Annotated in this window: 12 protein-coding genes; 3 read left to right on the forward strand and 9 right to left on the reverse strand. The window is 58.4% G+C overall.

Annotation, left to right across the window (positions count from 1 at the left end; translation table 11 throughout):
• Positions 1–21: 21 nt before the first annotated feature.
• Both arcA and arcD (AC19YQ_RS07470) read right to left on the reverse strand, forming a co-directional pair.
• Positions 22–1,278 carry an arginine deiminase gene (gene arcA, locus AC19YQ_RS07465; RefSeq protein WP_326397473.1) on the reverse strand — a complete coding sequence of 419 codons (1,257 nt, stop codon included), beginning with the start codon at positions 1,276–1,278 and terminating at the stop codon, positions 22–24.
• 33 nt (positions 1,279–1,311) lie between these two features.
• A complete protein-coding gene (gene arcD / locus AC19YQ_RS07470; protein WP_133077258.1) occupies positions 1,312–2,739 on the reverse strand; it encodes an arginine-ornithine antiporter in 1,428 nt (475 codons plus the stop codon).
• A 453-nt stretch (positions 2,740–3,192) separates the two neighbouring features.
• Here arcD (AC19YQ_RS07470) and arcD (AC19YQ_RS07475) point away from each other — a divergent pair, with 453 nt between their 5' ends.
• Entirely contained in the window at positions 3,193–4,620 is a 1,428-nt protein-coding gene (gene arcD, locus AC19YQ_RS07475; protein WP_133077259.1) for an arginine-ornithine antiporter, read from the forward strand.
• Positions 4,621–4,714: 94 nt separating this feature from the next.
• On the opposite strand, the gene AC19YQ_RS07480 is transcribed toward arcD (AC19YQ_RS07475), so the two are convergent.
• From AC19YQ_RS07480 to gap, 7 genes are all read right to left on the reverse strand, one after another.
• Positions 4,715–5,134, reverse strand: a complete 420-nt coding sequence (locus tag AC19YQ_RS07480; RefSeq protein ID WP_133077260.1) for a YbaN family protein — start codon at positions 5,132–5,134, stop codon at positions 4,715–4,717.
• Between the two features lie 55 nt (positions 5,135–5,189).
• Positions 5,190–5,798, reverse strand: a complete 609-nt coding sequence (locus tag AC19YQ_RS07485; RefSeq protein WP_133077261.1) for a biliverdin-producing heme oxygenase — start codon at positions 5,796–5,798, stop codon at positions 5,190–5,192.
• Positions 5,799–5,909: 111 nt separating this feature from the next.
• A complete protein-coding gene (locus AC19YQ_RS07490; RefSeq protein WP_326397474.1) occupies positions 5,910–8,507 on the reverse strand; it encodes a TonB-dependent receptor in 2,598 nt (865 codons plus the stop codon).
• A 118-nt stretch (positions 8,508–8,625) separates the two neighbouring features.
• A complete protein-coding gene (locus AC19YQ_RS07495) occupies positions 8,626–9,531 on the reverse strand; it encodes a FecR family protein (RefSeq protein ID WP_257623035.1) in 906 nt (301 codons plus the stop codon).
• 99 nt (positions 9,532–9,630) lie between these two features.
• Positions 9,631–10,149, reverse strand: a complete 519-nt coding sequence (locus AC19YQ_RS07500; RefSeq protein ID WP_133077264.1) for an RNA polymerase sigma factor — start codon at positions 10,147–10,149, stop codon at positions 9,631–9,633.
• Positions 10,150–10,429: 280 nt separating this feature from the next.
• The gene (locus tag AC19YQ_RS07505; protein ID WP_133077265.1) at positions 10,430–10,894 is read right to left on the reverse strand and encodes a methylglyoxal synthase; all 465 of its coding nucleotides are present in this window, start codon (positions 10,892–10,894) and stop codon (positions 10,430–10,432) included.
• A 4-nt stretch (positions 10,895–10,898) separates the two neighbouring features.
• Positions 10,899–11,900: a type I glyceraldehyde-3-phosphate dehydrogenase gene (gene gap, locus AC19YQ_RS07510; protein WP_133077266.1), complete on the reverse strand. Its 1,002-nt coding sequence runs from the start codon at positions 11,898–11,900 to the stop codon at positions 10,899–10,901.
• Positions 11,901–12,109: 209 nt separating this feature from the next.
• Between gap and edd the strand changes: the two genes are divergently transcribed.
• Together edd and AC19YQ_RS07520 are read left to right on the forward strand one after the other, a co-directional pair.
• Positions 12,110–13,936, forward strand: a complete 1,827-nt coding sequence (gene edd, locus AC19YQ_RS07515; RefSeq protein ID WP_500594863.1) for a phosphogluconate dehydratase — start codon at positions 12,110–12,112, stop codon at positions 13,934–13,936.
• Positions 13,933–14,889 carry a glucokinase gene (locus AC19YQ_RS07520; protein WP_133077268.1) on the forward strand — a complete coding sequence of 319 codons (957 nt, stop codon included), beginning with the start codon at positions 13,933–13,935 and terminating at the stop codon, positions 14,887–14,889. The genes edd and AC19YQ_RS07520 overlap by 4 nt, the downstream gene beginning before the upstream one ends.
• Positions 14,890–14,893: the final 4 nt, after the last annotated feature.

The raw sequence follows: 14,893 nt of genomic DNA on the forward strand, positions 1-14,893 counted from the left end.
GCAAGCAATCAAATGGGTTACTTAATAGTCGATTGGGTCACGTACGATCGGGCAGGTCATGCAGTGACCGCCGCCACGGCCGCGTCCCAGTTCGGAGGCGCTGATGGTGATGACTTCAACGCCCGCCTTGCGCAGCAGGGTGTTGGTGTAGGTGTTGCGGTCGTAGCCGATTACCACGCCAGGCTCCAGGGCGACCACGTTGTTGCCGTCATCCCACTGCTCGCGTTCTGCCGCGAAGGAGTTGCCGCCGGTTTCGACGACCCGCAGTTTTTTCACGCCCAGGGCCTTGGCCACGACGTCGAGGAAGTGACCTTCTTCACGGCGCACGTCCACGCCGCCGTGTTTCTTGTCGTCCGGGTACACCGAGAACGCAACGATCTGGTTCACGACTTCAGGGAAGATGGTGACCAGGTCGCGGTCGCAGAAGCTGAACACGGTGTCCAGGTGCATCGCAGCGCGGGACTTGGGCATGCCGGCAACGATCACGCGTTCTACGGCGCCATGCTTGAACAGGTTCTGCGCCAGTTGGCCGATGGCCTGGCGCGAGGTGCGCTCGCCCATGCCGATCAGTACCACACCGTTGCCGATGGGCATTACGTCGCCACCTTCAAGGCTGGCATTGCCGTGGTCGACAGTCGGGTCGCCGTACCAGACCTGGAAGTCGGCGTTGGTGAACTCGGGGTGGAACTTGTAGATCGCAGTGGTCAGCAGGGTTTCCTGACGACGCGCCGGCCAGTACATCGGGTTCAGCGTCACGCCACCGTAGATCCAGCAGGTGGTGTCACGGGTGAACTGGGTGTTGGGCAGCGGTGGCAGGATAAAGCTGGTGTGACCGAGAAAGTCACGGAACATCTGGATGGTCTTGCCACCAAAACTGTCGGGAAGGTCGTCTGCCGACACACCGCCAATCAGGTATTCGGCTGCCTGGCGAGGCTCAAGGCTCTTGATCCATGATTTGACTTCGTTGACCAGGCCCACACCCACCTGATTCGGTGTCACTTTGTGGTCCAGGATCCAGTCCAGGGCTTCTGGAATGGCAACGATATCGGTCAGCAGGTTGTGCATTTCCAGCACATCAATGCCGCGGTCGCGCATTTTGGTCACGAAGTCGAAGTGGTCACGCTTGGCCTGATTGACCCACAGCACGTCATCGAACAGCAGCTCATCGCAGTTGCTTGGGGTCAGGCGCTGGTGAGCCAGGCCTGGGGAACACACCATAACCTTATGCAGCTTACCGGCTTCGGAATGCACGCCGAACTTCACTTTTTCCGTGGTCATTACAGTCATCCTCCAAAGTACACAAACAGGTTGTTACAAGGTCAGGAATCCGTCGTAGAGGCCATAGGCAGCCACCAGGGCGCCGATCACTACTGCGGCAAAAATCACTTTCTCGATGTGGGTGAAAACAGGTTGGCCGCTTTCACGCTTGGCCTTGGCGAACAGAATGGCGCCAGGTGCATACAGCAGGGCCGAGAGCAGCAGGTACTTGAGGCCGCCGGCATAGATCAGCCAGATGGCGTAGATCAGCGCGATACCACCGATGATCAGGTCTTTCTTGCGTTCGGCCAGGGCGTTCTCGTAAGTCTCGGCGCGTACTGCCAGCAGGAAGCCGTAGGCCGCCGACCAGAGGTAAGGCACCAGGATCATCGAGGTCGCGAGGTAGATCAGTGACAGATAAGTACTGGCCGAGAACAGGGTGATGATCAGGAACAGTTGCACCATGGCGTTGGTCAGCCACAGGGCGTTGACCGGTACATGGTTGGCGTTTTCCTTTTTCAGGAAGGCCGGCATGGTGTGGTCTTTGGCGGCCGAGAACATGATCTCGGCACACAGCAGCACCCAGGACAGCAGGGCACCCAGCAGAGAGATGATCAGGCCGACGCTGATCAGCACCGCCCCCCAGTGACCGACAACATGCTCAAGCACGGCCGCCATCGACGGGTTCTGCAGTTTTGCCAGTTCAGGCTGAGTCATGATGCCCAGCGACAGTACGTTCACCAGTACGAGCAGCAGCAGCACGGTGATAAAACCGATCACGGTGGCCCGACCTACGTCGGAGCGTTTTTCGGCACGGGACGAGAAGATGCTTGCCCCCTCGATACCGATGAACACCCACACGGTGACCAGCATCATGTTGCGCACCTGATCCATCACGCTGCCCAGGTCCGGGTTTTTTACGCCCCAGATGTCACTGGTAAAGATGTCCAGTTTGAACGCGAAGATGGCGATCAGAATAAACAGGACCAGCGGTACGACCTTGGCAACGGTCGTCACCAGGTTGATGAAGGCTGCTTCCTTGATCCCGCGCAGTACCAGGAAATGCACGGCCCACAGCAGGATCGAGGCGCCGATGATGGCGGCGGGGGTGTTGCCTTCGCCGAAGATCGGGAAGAAGTAGCCCAAGGTGCTGAACAGCAACACGAAATAGCCGACGTTACCCAGCCAGGCGCTGATCCAGTAACCCCATGCGGATGAGAAACCCATGTAATCGCCGAAGCCGGCCTTGGCGTAGGCGTAAACACCACCGTCCAGGTCAGGTTTGCGATTGGCGAGGGTTTGGAACACAAAAGCGAGGGTCAGCATACCGACTGCGGTGATTGCCCAGCCGATCAGGATTGCACCTACATCAGCACTGGCGGCCATGTTTTGCGGCAATGAAAAAATACCGCCGCCAATCATGGAACCGACTACCAGAGCAACCAGCGCACCCAGTCGCAGTTTTCCAGGAGTATCAGACATTGTAGTGACTCCAATCTAGGAGAAGTGAGGCTTCGAAGTTAAGTCCATTGATAATCAAGCCATTTGACATAGATCAGGGCATTACTACATTCCATTGTCAGTAGAGCGGGGAAGGTCGCGATATCGTATTTTTATGACGCTTGCTCAAAGCCTTACGCCAGAGATGTTTGCAGGTGTTAATACGTTGCTTAATCGCGTTGTCGTGGAGATTGAAGCTAGACAGTATTTTGAGATTTGCAAATGTCATCTTCATGTTTCATGCCCCTGTCGATGAAATTAAATCGTCATCTATATGTGTACTGATTTTTAGGTTTCAATAGAAAATAACGTTATTAATAAGGGCGGGCTTATTGCGTAACTCTACTAAACGTTCGGCGGGTACATATAATTAGTCGGTGAACGTTTTAAACCCGATAATGATGAATTAACTAACCAGCACATTCAGAGGTGTCGATGTCGCAACAGACGCAGAAGCTTCGGCTAAACGCCTTGATTGCATTGGTGGTGGGCTCGATGATTGGCGGCGGGATTTTTTCGTTGCCACAAAATATCGCCGAGCGTGCCGCGGGTGGTGCCGTGTTGATCGGTTGGGCGATCACTGCCGTGGGCATGCTGGCGCTGGCCTTCGTGTTTCAGACCCTTGCCAACCGCAAGCCGGAACTGGATTCGGGGGTGTATGCCTACGCCAAGGCCGGTTTCGGCGACTACATGGGCTTCTCGTCCGCCTGGGGTTACTGGATCAGTGCCTGGATGGGTAACGTCGGCTATTTCGTGTTGCTGTTCAGCACTCTGGGGTATTTTTTTCCGGTGTTTGGCCAGGGCAACACGCCTGTCGCCATCGGCTGTGCGTCGCTGCTGCTGTGGGGAGTGCATTTTCTGGTGCTGCGCGGGATCAAGGAGGCGGCGTTCATCAACCAGTTGACCACCGTGGCCAAGATCGTGCCGATCGTGATGTTTATCGTGCTGACCGCCGTGGCCTTCAAAGCGGATATTTTCACCCGGGACTTTTGGGGCACTGAAACCCCAAGCCTGGGCAGCGTGATGGACCAGGTACGCAACATGATGCTGGTCACGGTGTTTGTCTTTATCGGCATTGAAGGTGCCAGTGTGTACTCGGGCCGTGCGGAAAAACGCTCGGATGTCGGCAAGGCCACGGTCATCGGCTTTCTCGGGGTGCTGGCGCTGTTGGTGCTGGTGAACGTGCTGTCGCTGGGGATCATGAGTCAGCCGGAGCTGGCACACCTGCAAAACCCGTCGATGGCCGGTGTGCTCAAGCATGTGGTGGGGGAGTGGGGTGCGATCCTGATCAGTATCGGCCTGGCGATTTCGCTGCTGGGCGCGTTGTTGTCGTGGGCATTGCTGTGCGCCGAAATTCTGTATGCCACGGCCAGGGACAACACCATGCCGGCGTTCCTGAAAAAGGAAAACGCCAACCATGTGCCGGTCAATGCCCTGTGGTTGACCAACTCCATGATCCAGATTTTCCTGGTGATTACCTTGGTGTCAGCGGGGACCTACACCAGCCTGATCTACCTCGCCTCGTCGATGATTCTGGTGCCTTATCTATGGTCGGCAGCCTATGGGGTGCTGCTGTGCGTGAGGGGTGAGACTTACGAGAGGGCGAGACGGCGGCGCATCAAGGATCTGCTGGTGGGGGCTGTCGCGCTGATCTACGCGATGTGGCTGTTGTATGCGGCGGGGCCCAAGTACCTGTTGCTCTCGGCATTGCTGTATGCGCCGGGGATCATCTTTTTTGCCAAGGCCAAACGCGAACAGGGCGAGACACTGTTCACACCCTGGGAGAAAGTCATATTCGCGATGGTGCTGCTGGCTGCCATGGCGGCAGCTTATGCGCTGTATAGCGGGGCGTTGGCGTTGTAGGCAGGCTGTGTAGTCGTCGCAATGGTTGCGAAGGGTTGCGTAGCAAACCGTTTTCTCGAAAACCCTGCGATCCCCTCGCAGCCTGCGGCAGCGACTACAGCTGTTTAGTCGTCGCAATGGTTGCGGGCATATTCTCCGGCCGCGACCAGATCCACAGGTTGCCCATGCTCATGCCGGCAATCGCCAGAAACACCGGCCAGTTGTGATCCAGTACATAAAGCATCAGCCCTGCACACAACAACATGCTGACAGTGGCGCTGATTTTGGCGTTGCGCTTGATGATCTTGCCGTTGCGCCAGTTGGTCAGGATAGGGCCGAACAATCGGTGGTTTTCCAGCCAGGCACTCAGGCGCGGAGAGCTTTTGGTCGCGGCCCAGGCGGCGAGCAAAATGAATTCGGTGGTCGGCAGGCCCGGAATCACAATCGCGATCAAGCCAATGCCCAGGCTCACGTAGGCCAGCAAGCCGAACAGGATGCGCGCGATTTTCGACGAGGATTGGGTTTGGCGGGTCATAAGCTCAAGACGCGTAAAGGACGCCCGGTCAGCGAGTGCTGGCCGGGCAACAAGCTTAAGCCAGTTCTGGCTGTTTCACGTAGGTCTGTTCCAGCAGGAAGGTAAAGCGGCTGAAGGCATCGTTGGCGGCTTGTTCCAGCTCGGCATCTTCCTCTGGGGTGAGTTCGACGCTGTCGAGCATTTCGATAAAGCTCTTCCAGTTACGACCACGGCCTTCGGCAGGTTCACCCATGTGACGGGCACCGTGGGTCTCGCTAAGGCCCAGGAGGCGGGCTTGCTTGATCAATACGCCCGCGCCCAGCTTGGAGCCTTCGGACACAAATACCCAACCCAGTGCCTGTGCCTTGCTCGGTGCATTGACCGCGCCGGCAACCGGTGTCGGCAGCTCGACGCCCAGGTCGATCAGGTCAGCCTTGATTTGCTCTGCACGGCAGCGCTCAGGCAAGTTGGGGATGTGCTGGGTCAGGCGTGGATCGGTGTGCAGCGCGGCCAGCTCGGTCAGGAACAGGTACTGGGCGGTCGCGAAGTGGGTGTAGTTTTCGAGGCTGCCAAAGGGGTCGCGGCCCATGACTTTCTCGCCCAGGGTGTCGTGAGTCTCACGGGTGGCGAGGGTCAGGCGCTTGGAGCGCTCGGAAGGACGCGGTGCGGAATCTGGAGTGGTCATGCCAATATCCTTGAGAATGAGATGCGCTTTGTAACTAGACGATCAGGAAGACGGATCACAGTAAAAAATCCTCACTGCGCAGAACAAAAGTCTGCGCAGTGAGGCGCGCGGTCAGATATCCCAGACCAGATTGATTGCGAAGTTGCGGCCCGGAGCGGTCAAGCGCTCCATATTGGCCGGGTTCAGCACACCGGCTTCGCCCACGCTGTCGTAACCGCGCACGTCATCCCAGTTCCAGTATTTCTTGTCGGTCAGGTTGTACAGGCCAGCATTGACGGTGACGTCCTGGGTGACCTTGTAGAAACCGGTCAGGTCGAGCACGCCATAGCCCGGCGACTTGAACTGTTTGCTGGTGCCATCCGGGGAAAAGAAGGTGTTGTCGTCGACCTGGTTTTTGCTCTTGACCAGTGTCCAGCTCACCAGACCACCGTAGTTCTGTTGTTCGTAGCCCAGGCCCATGACGGCGGTCAGCGGGTTGACGCTGTTGATCGGCTGGCCAGTGTCGTTGTTGCGGCCGTGGGCATACGCCACCGAGCCCTTGGTGTAGAGGCCCTGCGGTGCGCCGAAGGCGTCCAGGTTCAAGCGGCCTTTGACTTCAGCCCCCCTGATGGTGGCGTGCTTGATGTTATTGCTCTGGAACGCAAGTTCGTTGTAGCCGGGGGTGATGGCGTCTTCATTGATGAAGTCGCGGTATTTGTTATAGAAAACTGCGACGTCGAATGACCCCGCCTCAAAGTTGCCGCGCAGGCCCGTCTCGTAGCTTTTGCTTTTTTCCGGTTCCAGATTCGGGTTTGGCTCGACCGTGTAGCCCGCCTGAAGGTTGTCATAGCGACCATACAAGGCCTTGGCGCTTGGGGTGCGGAAGCCTTCGCTGTATTGGCCGTACCACGTGTAGTTATCGTTGAACGCGTAGGTCACGCCAAATTTGGGCGACAGTCGATGCCAGACTTTTTCATCGTCGTTCACCGTGCCTCGCTGGTCACTGTTGACGGTATTGAGGAATTCCTGTGTGACGTGCGGCGTCAGCTTGGTGTAGTCGTAGCGAAGACCGGGCATGAAGGTCCAGTCGTTCCAGCTGATCTGATCCTGGGCGAACAGGCTGTAGGTGTTGATGGTCGGGTCGGGGAAGTCGCTGGACTTGACCAGATAATCGCTCGGGCTGTTGGCGCCAACAGCCGTGCAGCCTCTGCCCACTGCCAGGCAGGTGCCCGAGCCGCTGCGCGAACCGGTGACATTCTGATGCTTGACGGTGGCGCCATAGGTCAGCAGGTGATCGGTGTCGGCAATATGGAAAGCCTTGTCCGCCTGGACGTCCAGTACCCACATTTTTTCTTCATATTTAGTGTTGCGCGAGCGCATCACATTGCGGGTGAAGGGGAAGTAGTTTTCCAGGGTGTTCTGGTCGGTCTTGGCGATCTGGTAGTTCAGGCTCCACTTGAAGTGATCGGTCAGCATGGTGTCGAGAACCATGCTGTTTTCCACACCGAAACGTTCGCGAGTGATGGTGTCCTGGCCGGTTCGGGAGCGATACATGCCCAGCGGCTGGCCGTTGTTGAACGGGCCACCGACGGCACTTTTCACATCGATATCAGTACGGTCCTTGTACTTCTCGTAGGTGAAGGCCAGGCGATCGTCATCGTTGTAGTTCCAGCCGGCCTTGGCCAGCACGTTGGTGGTTTTCACGTCTTCGGGGTTGGCCGCGGTCCGGGAGAGGCCGGTGCCGCCGTGATCGCCATAAGATTTGGTTTCATGCCCGTCGCGCTGGCTCAGGTGCAGCAAGCCATCGAATTCACCCGAACGACCGGCCACCGTGCCCGATTTCAGCCAGCTGCGATCGGCCGAGCTGTAGCCTGTTTTCAGGCGGGCACCGACATCCTGGCCCGGCTTGATGATGTCATCCGGGTCCAGGGTGAAGTAGCTGACGGCGCCGCCGATGGCGTTGCTGCCATACAGCACTGACGCCGGACCACGGAGGATTTCAACACGCTTGATGATTTCCGGGTCGACGTAGTTGCGCTGGGTCTTGGCGTAAGGGCCGTTGAAGAACGAGCTGGGGATTTCAACGCCATCAATCTGGGTCAGAATCCGGTCGCCATCGATACCGCGGATATTGTAGTTGCTGATACCGCCGCGCTGACCGGCGCCACCTACCGTGACACCCGGCTCATAGCGCACCAGATCCTTGATGGTATTGACGTTATCGCGGTCCAGCTCCTGGCGGTCATGGACGGTGACGGTGCTGGGCACCGAGTTCACGTCCTGTTCCTGGCGAGTGGCGCTGATGGTCACTTGTTGCAAGGCCAGGGTGCCGGTGGAGCTGCTGCGCTTTTCCAGCACAATGTTGTTGTTGCCCAGTTTGCGGTAGCCCAGGTTGGTACCGATGAGCAGACGTTCAAGGGCTTTTTCCGGGGGCAGGGAGCCGCGTACGCCGGGCGAGGACACATTCTGCGCCAGCTCTGCCGGTAACCCGACCTGCCAGCCGGTGACGGCGCTGAAATCGTTCAGGGCAGACGCCAGCGGCTGCTGGGAAATCGCGAATTTGTAATTGCCCACGGAGCGGGTGGCCGACTGCCCATCGGTCGCGGCCATGACGGGAGCCGCCTGTACACCGGCCAGGAGCATGGCAGCGGTCAACAACGACAACGTGCACTGCTGCAAACCGCCCGTGCGGACGTTGGATGAGGACCGGCTGTTGAAACGAGTGGGCATTGATAGCGCTCCGTGGTGAACGAATCTTATAGTTGCGAAGCTGATTCAAAATGCGAATCAGTTGCATTGACTACAACGAGACGAACGACCTGTGGCTATCGCGTAAAAAAACTTACAACTAATTAAGAATGACCAGCGCGGGGAATTCCGAGATGTTGCTCGAGGTGATGTGGGCGAGTGAGCGCAGGATGTCCAGCGGCTGGTCGAGCCGGTAGTTTCCGGTCACTGCAATGCTGGCCAGTTTGTCGTTGTTGCTGACGATCCATCCGGGGTAATAGCGGCGCACTTCATCCAGTACTTTGCCCATCGGGCAGTTTTCAAACACCAGGCGCCCTTGAACCCAGGCCAGGTCGGTCTGGGGGTTGAGCCTGGCGGTCTTGCTGAATCCGTTGGGGCCGATGCGCACGCTGTTACCGGCAGACAAACGCATTTGGGTGCCGACACTGCTCACCCGCAAGTCAACATCGCCGCGTTGCACCCGCACTTGGGCTTCGCCATTGAGGTAGCTCACGGCAAAGTCGGTATCGCGCACACTGACACGCACGGGGCCAGCATCAAGGACCATGGGCAGTTCCAGGTCGGCCGGGATTTCGAAGTACGCTTCGCCCTGGTACAGGCGAGCGCTGGCCTGGGCATTGACCACTTTGCTGGAGAACGCGGAGTTGGTGTTAAGCAGTACTTTTGAACCGTCTTCCAGTTGCAGGCGCTGGCGCTCGCCGACCACGGTCAGATGATCGGCTTGCAGTCGCAAGGGCACATTGCCGTAACTGCCGACACAAAGAATCACGACCGCCGCTGTTGCCAGGTGCTTCCAGTGCCGCCCGATGCGTTGCAACAGGCGTGGCGTGCGGCGGGTTTGCAGGGTTTGCGCGGCAGCCAGAACCGGCTCTCCATTCCAGATCGCATTGGCTTTGGCAAAGGCGAGGGCGTGGGCAGGGTCGGCATTGAGCCAGTTTTGGAAGGCGGCTTTTTGTTCGTCGCTCGCACACTCAAGGGTGATCAGCCAGTCCAGTGCCTGATCCATGGCGCTGTCTTGCAGCACGTCTTGCGCAGAATTATGAGTGTCCGGCACGGGTGTTCCTTGGCAGTTACAGAGCGTTCTTACAGGCATAGCCCGTCAAGGTTAAGGCCGATTCAGCCTGTCGGCTACCCCGATGCAGATTGCCATGATTAATTTGAGCTCCTTTTGAACCGTGCTCAAGGACACATCAAGCTCTTCGGCAATCTCCTGATAACTGCAGCCATGAAGGCGGCTCAGGATGAAAATTCGCTGTTGGCGGGCGCTTAGCTGGCTCAGGCTCACACTCAAACGCTCCAGTAATTGCGCGGCTTGATGGGCTTCTTCCGGGGTGCTGAGAGGGGAGGCGACGCCTTCGATGACTTCCAGCGGCACATCTTCGACGACGGTGCGTGACTGAATGCGCCGGGCGCGCAGATGATCGAGCGCCAGGTTGCGTGCGGTCTGGAAAACAAAGGGTTCAAGGTGTTCGACGGAGCGCTCGCTCAAGGCCCGCGTCACGCGCAAGTAGGTTTCTTGCAGCAAGTCTTCGGCGGTGCTGTGGTTATTGACCATCCGCTCCAGCGTGCGCAGCAAGGTGACCCGCTGGGTCAGGAAGACTTGATTGAAGTGGGACTGACTCACAGTGCTACCCGACCGATTTTTAGCGAATGATAATGCTTATCATCTATGCCGTTGGTCAAGCGCTGTTTTGAAAAGCCATGAATAACAAAAAACGCTAGCCCCGTGATGAACGCCCCCTGACCTGTAGCCGCTGAGGAGCGCACCGAGGCTACGTTCGGCGGCGAAGCCGTCGTAAACCCGGGCAATCCGTACGTTCAGACACTTCGCAGCTACCGATTTTGCGACCGCTTCGCGCTCGGACGCAGCCTCGTTCTACTCGTCAGCGGCTACAGAGGGATGGTTAAACGCGGCCTTTGAGGTACGCGCTGTAATCCGGGATGCGGTATTCGTGGGGCTGGCTCATCAGGGGGCTGCTGAGCATGTAGTCAGCGCTGCACTCATTGCAGGCCACCGGAATGTTCCAGACCGCAGCCACCCTCAACAAGGCCTTGATGTCCGGATCATGGGGCTGGGGTTCAAACGGGTCCCAGAAAAACACCAGCATGTCGACCCGCTGCTCCGCGATCCTGGCGCCCACCTGCTGATCGCCGCCCAACGGGCCGCTGATCATGCTTTCGATCGGCAGCCCAAGGCGTTGGCTCAAGAGCAGGCCCGTGGTGCCGGTGGCGCACAGGTCGTGCTGGCTGAGTTCCGATTTGTGGCGCTCGGCCCAGTCCAGCAAGAAACCCTTGCAGTGATCATGGGCCACCAGGGCGATGCGCTTGCGCGCCGCCAGGGTGGCCGTGGTGAAGCTGATACCGATCATCGCGTTACTCCGCGTTGCACAGCGCCAGGCAGTTATCGAGCATGCGGTTGGAGAAGCCCCACTCGTTGTCATACCAGGCCAGTACTTTCAACAGTTTGCCGCTGACTTTGGTGTGATTGGCGTCGAAGATCGACGAAAGCGGGTTGTGGTTGAAGTCGCTCGATACCAGCGGCAGGGTGTTGTAGCCCAGAACTTTAGAGTGCTGGCTGGCTTCCTTGAACAGCGCGTTGACTTCAGCCACGGTGGTTTCGCGCTTGAGCTCGATGGTCAGGTCAACCAGCGACACGTTGATCACCGGAACCCGAACGGCCATGCCGGTCAGCTTGCCGGCCAGCTCAGGCAATACCAGGCCCACGGCTTCGGCGGCACCGGTTTTGCTCGGGATCATGTTCTGGGTGGCCGAGCGCGCACGGTACGGGTCCGAGTGATAAACGTCGGTCAGGTTCTGGTCATTGGTGTAGGCGTGGATGGTGGTCATCAGGCCGTTTTCAATGCCGAACTCGCGGTGCAGGATTTGCGCCACAGGTGCCAGGCAGTTGGTGGTGCAGGAAGCATTGGAAATAATTTGGTGGGATTGGCGCAGAATGTCGTGGTTAACGCCGTAGACCACAGTCGCATCGGCATTTTTACCGGGTGCAGAGATAATCACCTTACGGGCACCAGCGCTAATATGCGCTTCAGCTTTGCTGCGATCTGTGAACAAACCTGTGCATTCAAACACCACATCTACTTTCAGCGCCGCCCAAGGCAGTTCGGCCGGGTTGCGAATGGCGGTCACGCTGATGCGGTCGCCATTGACCGTCAGGCTCTCCTGATCATGCTCGACAGTTGCGTCGAACGTGCCGTGAACCGTGTCGTACTTGAGCAGATGAGCGTTGATCGAACTGTCACCCAGATCGTTGATTGCGACGATCTGCAGGTCCTGACGGTAGCCTTGGGTATACAGTGCGCGCAGGACGTTACGGCCGATCCGGCCAAAACCATTGATTGCGATTCGTAGAGTCATGGAAAGCGCCTGCCATCGATTTGTTGTTGGAATTACAAGATTATTCGCATAAAAATAGAAAACAAGCCATTTAAGTGGCAATATTTTGTTTTATCTACAACGAGTGACCTGAATCAACGGGTCCGAATGGTCGAAGTCGCTCCTCAAAGCCCTTCGGTCAGCATAGGACACGTACAGGTCGCCACATCCGTTAGCCTGGAGTTCAACACATGCATCCCCGCGTTCTTGAAGTCACCGAGCGTCTTATTGCCCGCAGTCGTGCCACCCGTGAGGCGTACCTGACGCTTATTCGCGGTGCCGCCAGTGACGGCCCGCAACGCGGCAAGCTGCAATGTGCCAACTTCGCCCACGGCGTGGCCGGGTGTGGCGCTGAAGATAAAAACAGCCTGCGGATGATGAACGCCGCCAACGTCGCAATTGTTTCGTCATATAACGACATGCTGTCGGCGCATCAGCCCTACGAACACTTTCCTGAGCAAATCAAAAAAGCACTGCGTGAAATCGGCTCGGTGGGCCAGTTCGCGGGCGGCACGCCGGCCATGTGCGATGGCGTGACCCAGGGCGAGCCGGGCATGGAGCTCAGCCTGCTGAGCCGTGAAGTGATTGCGCTGTCGACGGCCGTGTCGCTGTCCCACAACATGTTCGATGCGGCAATGATGCTGGGCATATGTGACAAGATCGTGCCGGGCCTGCTGATGGGCGCGCTGCGCTTCGGTCATCTGCCCACCATTTTTGTGCCGGGCGGGCCGATGCCGTCGGGTATTTCCAACAAGGAAAAGGCCGACGTGCGTCAGCGTTACGCTGAAGGCAAGGCCAGCCGCGAAGAGCTGCTGGAGTCGGAGATGAAGTCCTATCACAGCCCTGGCACCTGTACGTTTTACGGGACCGCCAACACCAACCAGTTGCTGATGGAAGTCATGGGGCTGCATTTGCCGGGCGCTTCTTTCGTCAATCCCTACACGCCATTGCGTGATGCGCTGACCCGCGAAGCCGCTCATCAAGTCACTCGCCTGACCAAGCAAAATGGCGACTTCACCCCGTTGGCCGAAATCGTCGACGAGCGCTCCCTGGTGAACTCCATTGTTGCGCTGCATGCCACTGGCGGCTCGACCAACCACACCCTGCACATGCCGGCGATTGCGATGGCCGCGGGCATTCAGCTGACCTGGCAAGACATGGCGGACCTGTCCGAAGTGGTGCCGACCCTGTCCCACGTGTATCCAAACGGCAAGGCCGATATCAACCACTTCCAGGCCGCAGGCGGCATGGCGTTCCTGATTCGCGAACTGCTGGAAGCCGGCCTGCTCCATGAGAATGTCAACACGGTGGCGGGCTTCGGTCTGAGCCGTTACACCCGCGAACCGTTCCTGGTGGATGGCGAGCTGGTCTGGCGCGAAGGCCCGATCGAGAGCCTCGACGAGTCGATTTTGCGTCCGGTTGCACGTGCGTTTTCGGCCGAGGGCGGGTTGCGGGTGATGGAAGGCAACCTGGGGCGCGGCGTGATGAAAGTCTCGGCGGTAGCGCTTGAGCATCAAATCGTCGAAGCCCCGGCACGGGTATTCCAGGATCAGCAACAACTGGCCGATGCGTTCAAGGCCGGTGAGCTGGAACACGACTTTGTGGCCGTGATGCGCTTTCAGGGCCCGCGTTCCAACGGCATGCCCGAGCTGCACAAGATGACGCCGTTCCTGGGTGTGTTGCAGGATCGGGGCTTTAAAGTGGCACTGATCACTGACGGACGGATGTCAGGCGCCTCGGGCAAGATCCCGGCAGCGATTCATGTCAGCCCGGAAGCTTCGATCGGCGGCGCTCTGGCCCGTGTTCAGGACGGCGACATGATTCGCGTGGACGGCGTAAAAGGAACATTGCAACTGTTGGTGGATGAGGCAGAATTCGCGGCGCGCACCCCGGCAATCGGCACTCTGGATAATGCCGTTGGGTCCGGGCGTGAGTTGTTTGCGTTCATGCGTCAGGCTTTCAGTTCGGCCGAGCAGGGCGCGAGTACCTTTACCTCGTCTCTGGAAAATCTGAAATGAAGCTTGCACTGGTCGGTGACATTGGTGGAACCAACGCCCGGTTTGCGTTGTGGGATAACGACCAACTGCGCTCGGTTCGTGTGCTGGCAACAGCTGATTTCGCCTGCCCGCAAGAAGCCATCAAGCTTTACCTGAGCGACCTGGATCTGGCCCTGGGTGCTGTAGGTTCGGTGTGCCTGTCAGTGGCAGGTCCCGTGAGTGGCGATGAGTTTCGCTTTACCAACAACCACTGGCGCTTGAGCCGGTCGGGGTTCTGTAAGGACCTGCAGGTCGACAATCTTCTGTTGATCAACGACTTCAGCGCTATGGCCCTGGGCATGACCCGCCTGCAACCTGAAGACGTACGTCAGGTGTGCCCTGGCATCCCGGACCCGACACGACCCGCCGTGGTTATCGGGCCGGGAACCGGGCTGGGCGTGGGTACCTTGCTGAACCTGGGTGAGGCGCAGTGGATGGCCTTGCCGGGGGAGGGTGGTCACGTTGACCTGCCCATGAGCAACCCCCGTGAAGTGCAGTTGTGGCAGCACATTTACAACGAAATTGGCCATGTGAGTGCTGAAAGCATTTTGAGCGGCAGCGGTTTGCCGCGGGTCTATCGGGCGATTTGCGCGGTGGATGGCCATACGCCGGTGCTGGACAGCGACCGTGCAATCACGGCAGCGGCCCTGGCCGGTGATCCGGTCGCCCTGCAGGTGCTGGAACACTTCAGTTGCTGGCTGGGGCGTGTGGCGGGCAACAATGTATTGACCATCGGTGGGCGGGGCGGGGTCTATATCGTGGGCGGGGTCATCCCGCGCTTTGCCGATATTTTCCTGGCCAGCGGCTTTGCCCGCAGCTTCGCCGACAAAGGCTGCATGAGCGACTACCTCAAGGGCATCCCGGTGTGGCTGGTGACAGCACCGTATCCGGGATTGATCGGCGCGGGAGTGGCGTTGCAACAGGCATTTGGCTAAAAGC

The organism is Pseudomonas sp. MF06569 (assembly GCF_059862735.1).

Bases quoted from the DNA above. Each gene is read 5' to 3' on its own strand.
- arcA (WP_326397473.1), bottom strand. From the start codon at position 1,278: ATGACCACGGAAAAAGTGAAGTTCGGCGTGCATTCCGAAGCCGGTAAG.
- arcD (WP_133077258.1), bottom strand. From the start codon at position 2,739: ATGTCTGATACTCCTGGAAAACTGCGACTGGGTGCGCTGGTTGCTCTG.
- arcD (WP_133077259.1), top strand. From the start codon at position 3,193: ATGTCGCAACAGACGCAGAAGCTTCGGCTAAACGCCTTGATTGCATTG.
- AC19YQ_RS07480 (WP_133077260.1), bottom strand. From the start codon at position 5,134: ATGACCCGCCAAACCCAATCCTCGTCGAAAATCGCGCGCATCCTGTTC.
- AC19YQ_RS07485 (WP_133077261.1), bottom strand. From the start codon at position 5,798: ATGACCACTCCAGATTCCGCACCGCGTCCTTCCGAGCGCTCCAAGCGC.
- AC19YQ_RS07490 (WP_326397474.1), bottom strand. From the start codon at position 8,507: ATGCCCACTCGTTTCAACAGCCGGTCCTCATCCAACGTCCGCACGGGC.
- AC19YQ_RS07495 (WP_257623035.1), bottom strand. From the start codon at position 9,531: ATGGATCAGGCACTGGACTGGCTGATCACCCTTGAGTGTGCGAGCGAC.
- AC19YQ_RS07505 (WP_133077265.1), bottom strand. From the start codon at position 10,894: ATGATCGGTATCAGCTTCACCACGGCCACCCTGGCGGCGCGCAAGCGC.
- gap (WP_133077266.1), bottom strand. From the start codon at position 11,900: ATGACTCTACGAATCGCAATCAATGGTTTTGGCCGGATCGGCCGTAAC.
- edd (WP_500594863.1), top strand. From the start codon at position 12,110: ATGCATCCCCGCGTTCTTGAAGTCACCGAGCGTCTTATTGCCCGCAGT.
- AC19YQ_RS07520 (WP_133077268.1), top strand. From the start codon at position 13,933: ATGAAGCTTGCACTGGTCGGTGACATTGGTGGAACCAACGCCCGGTTT.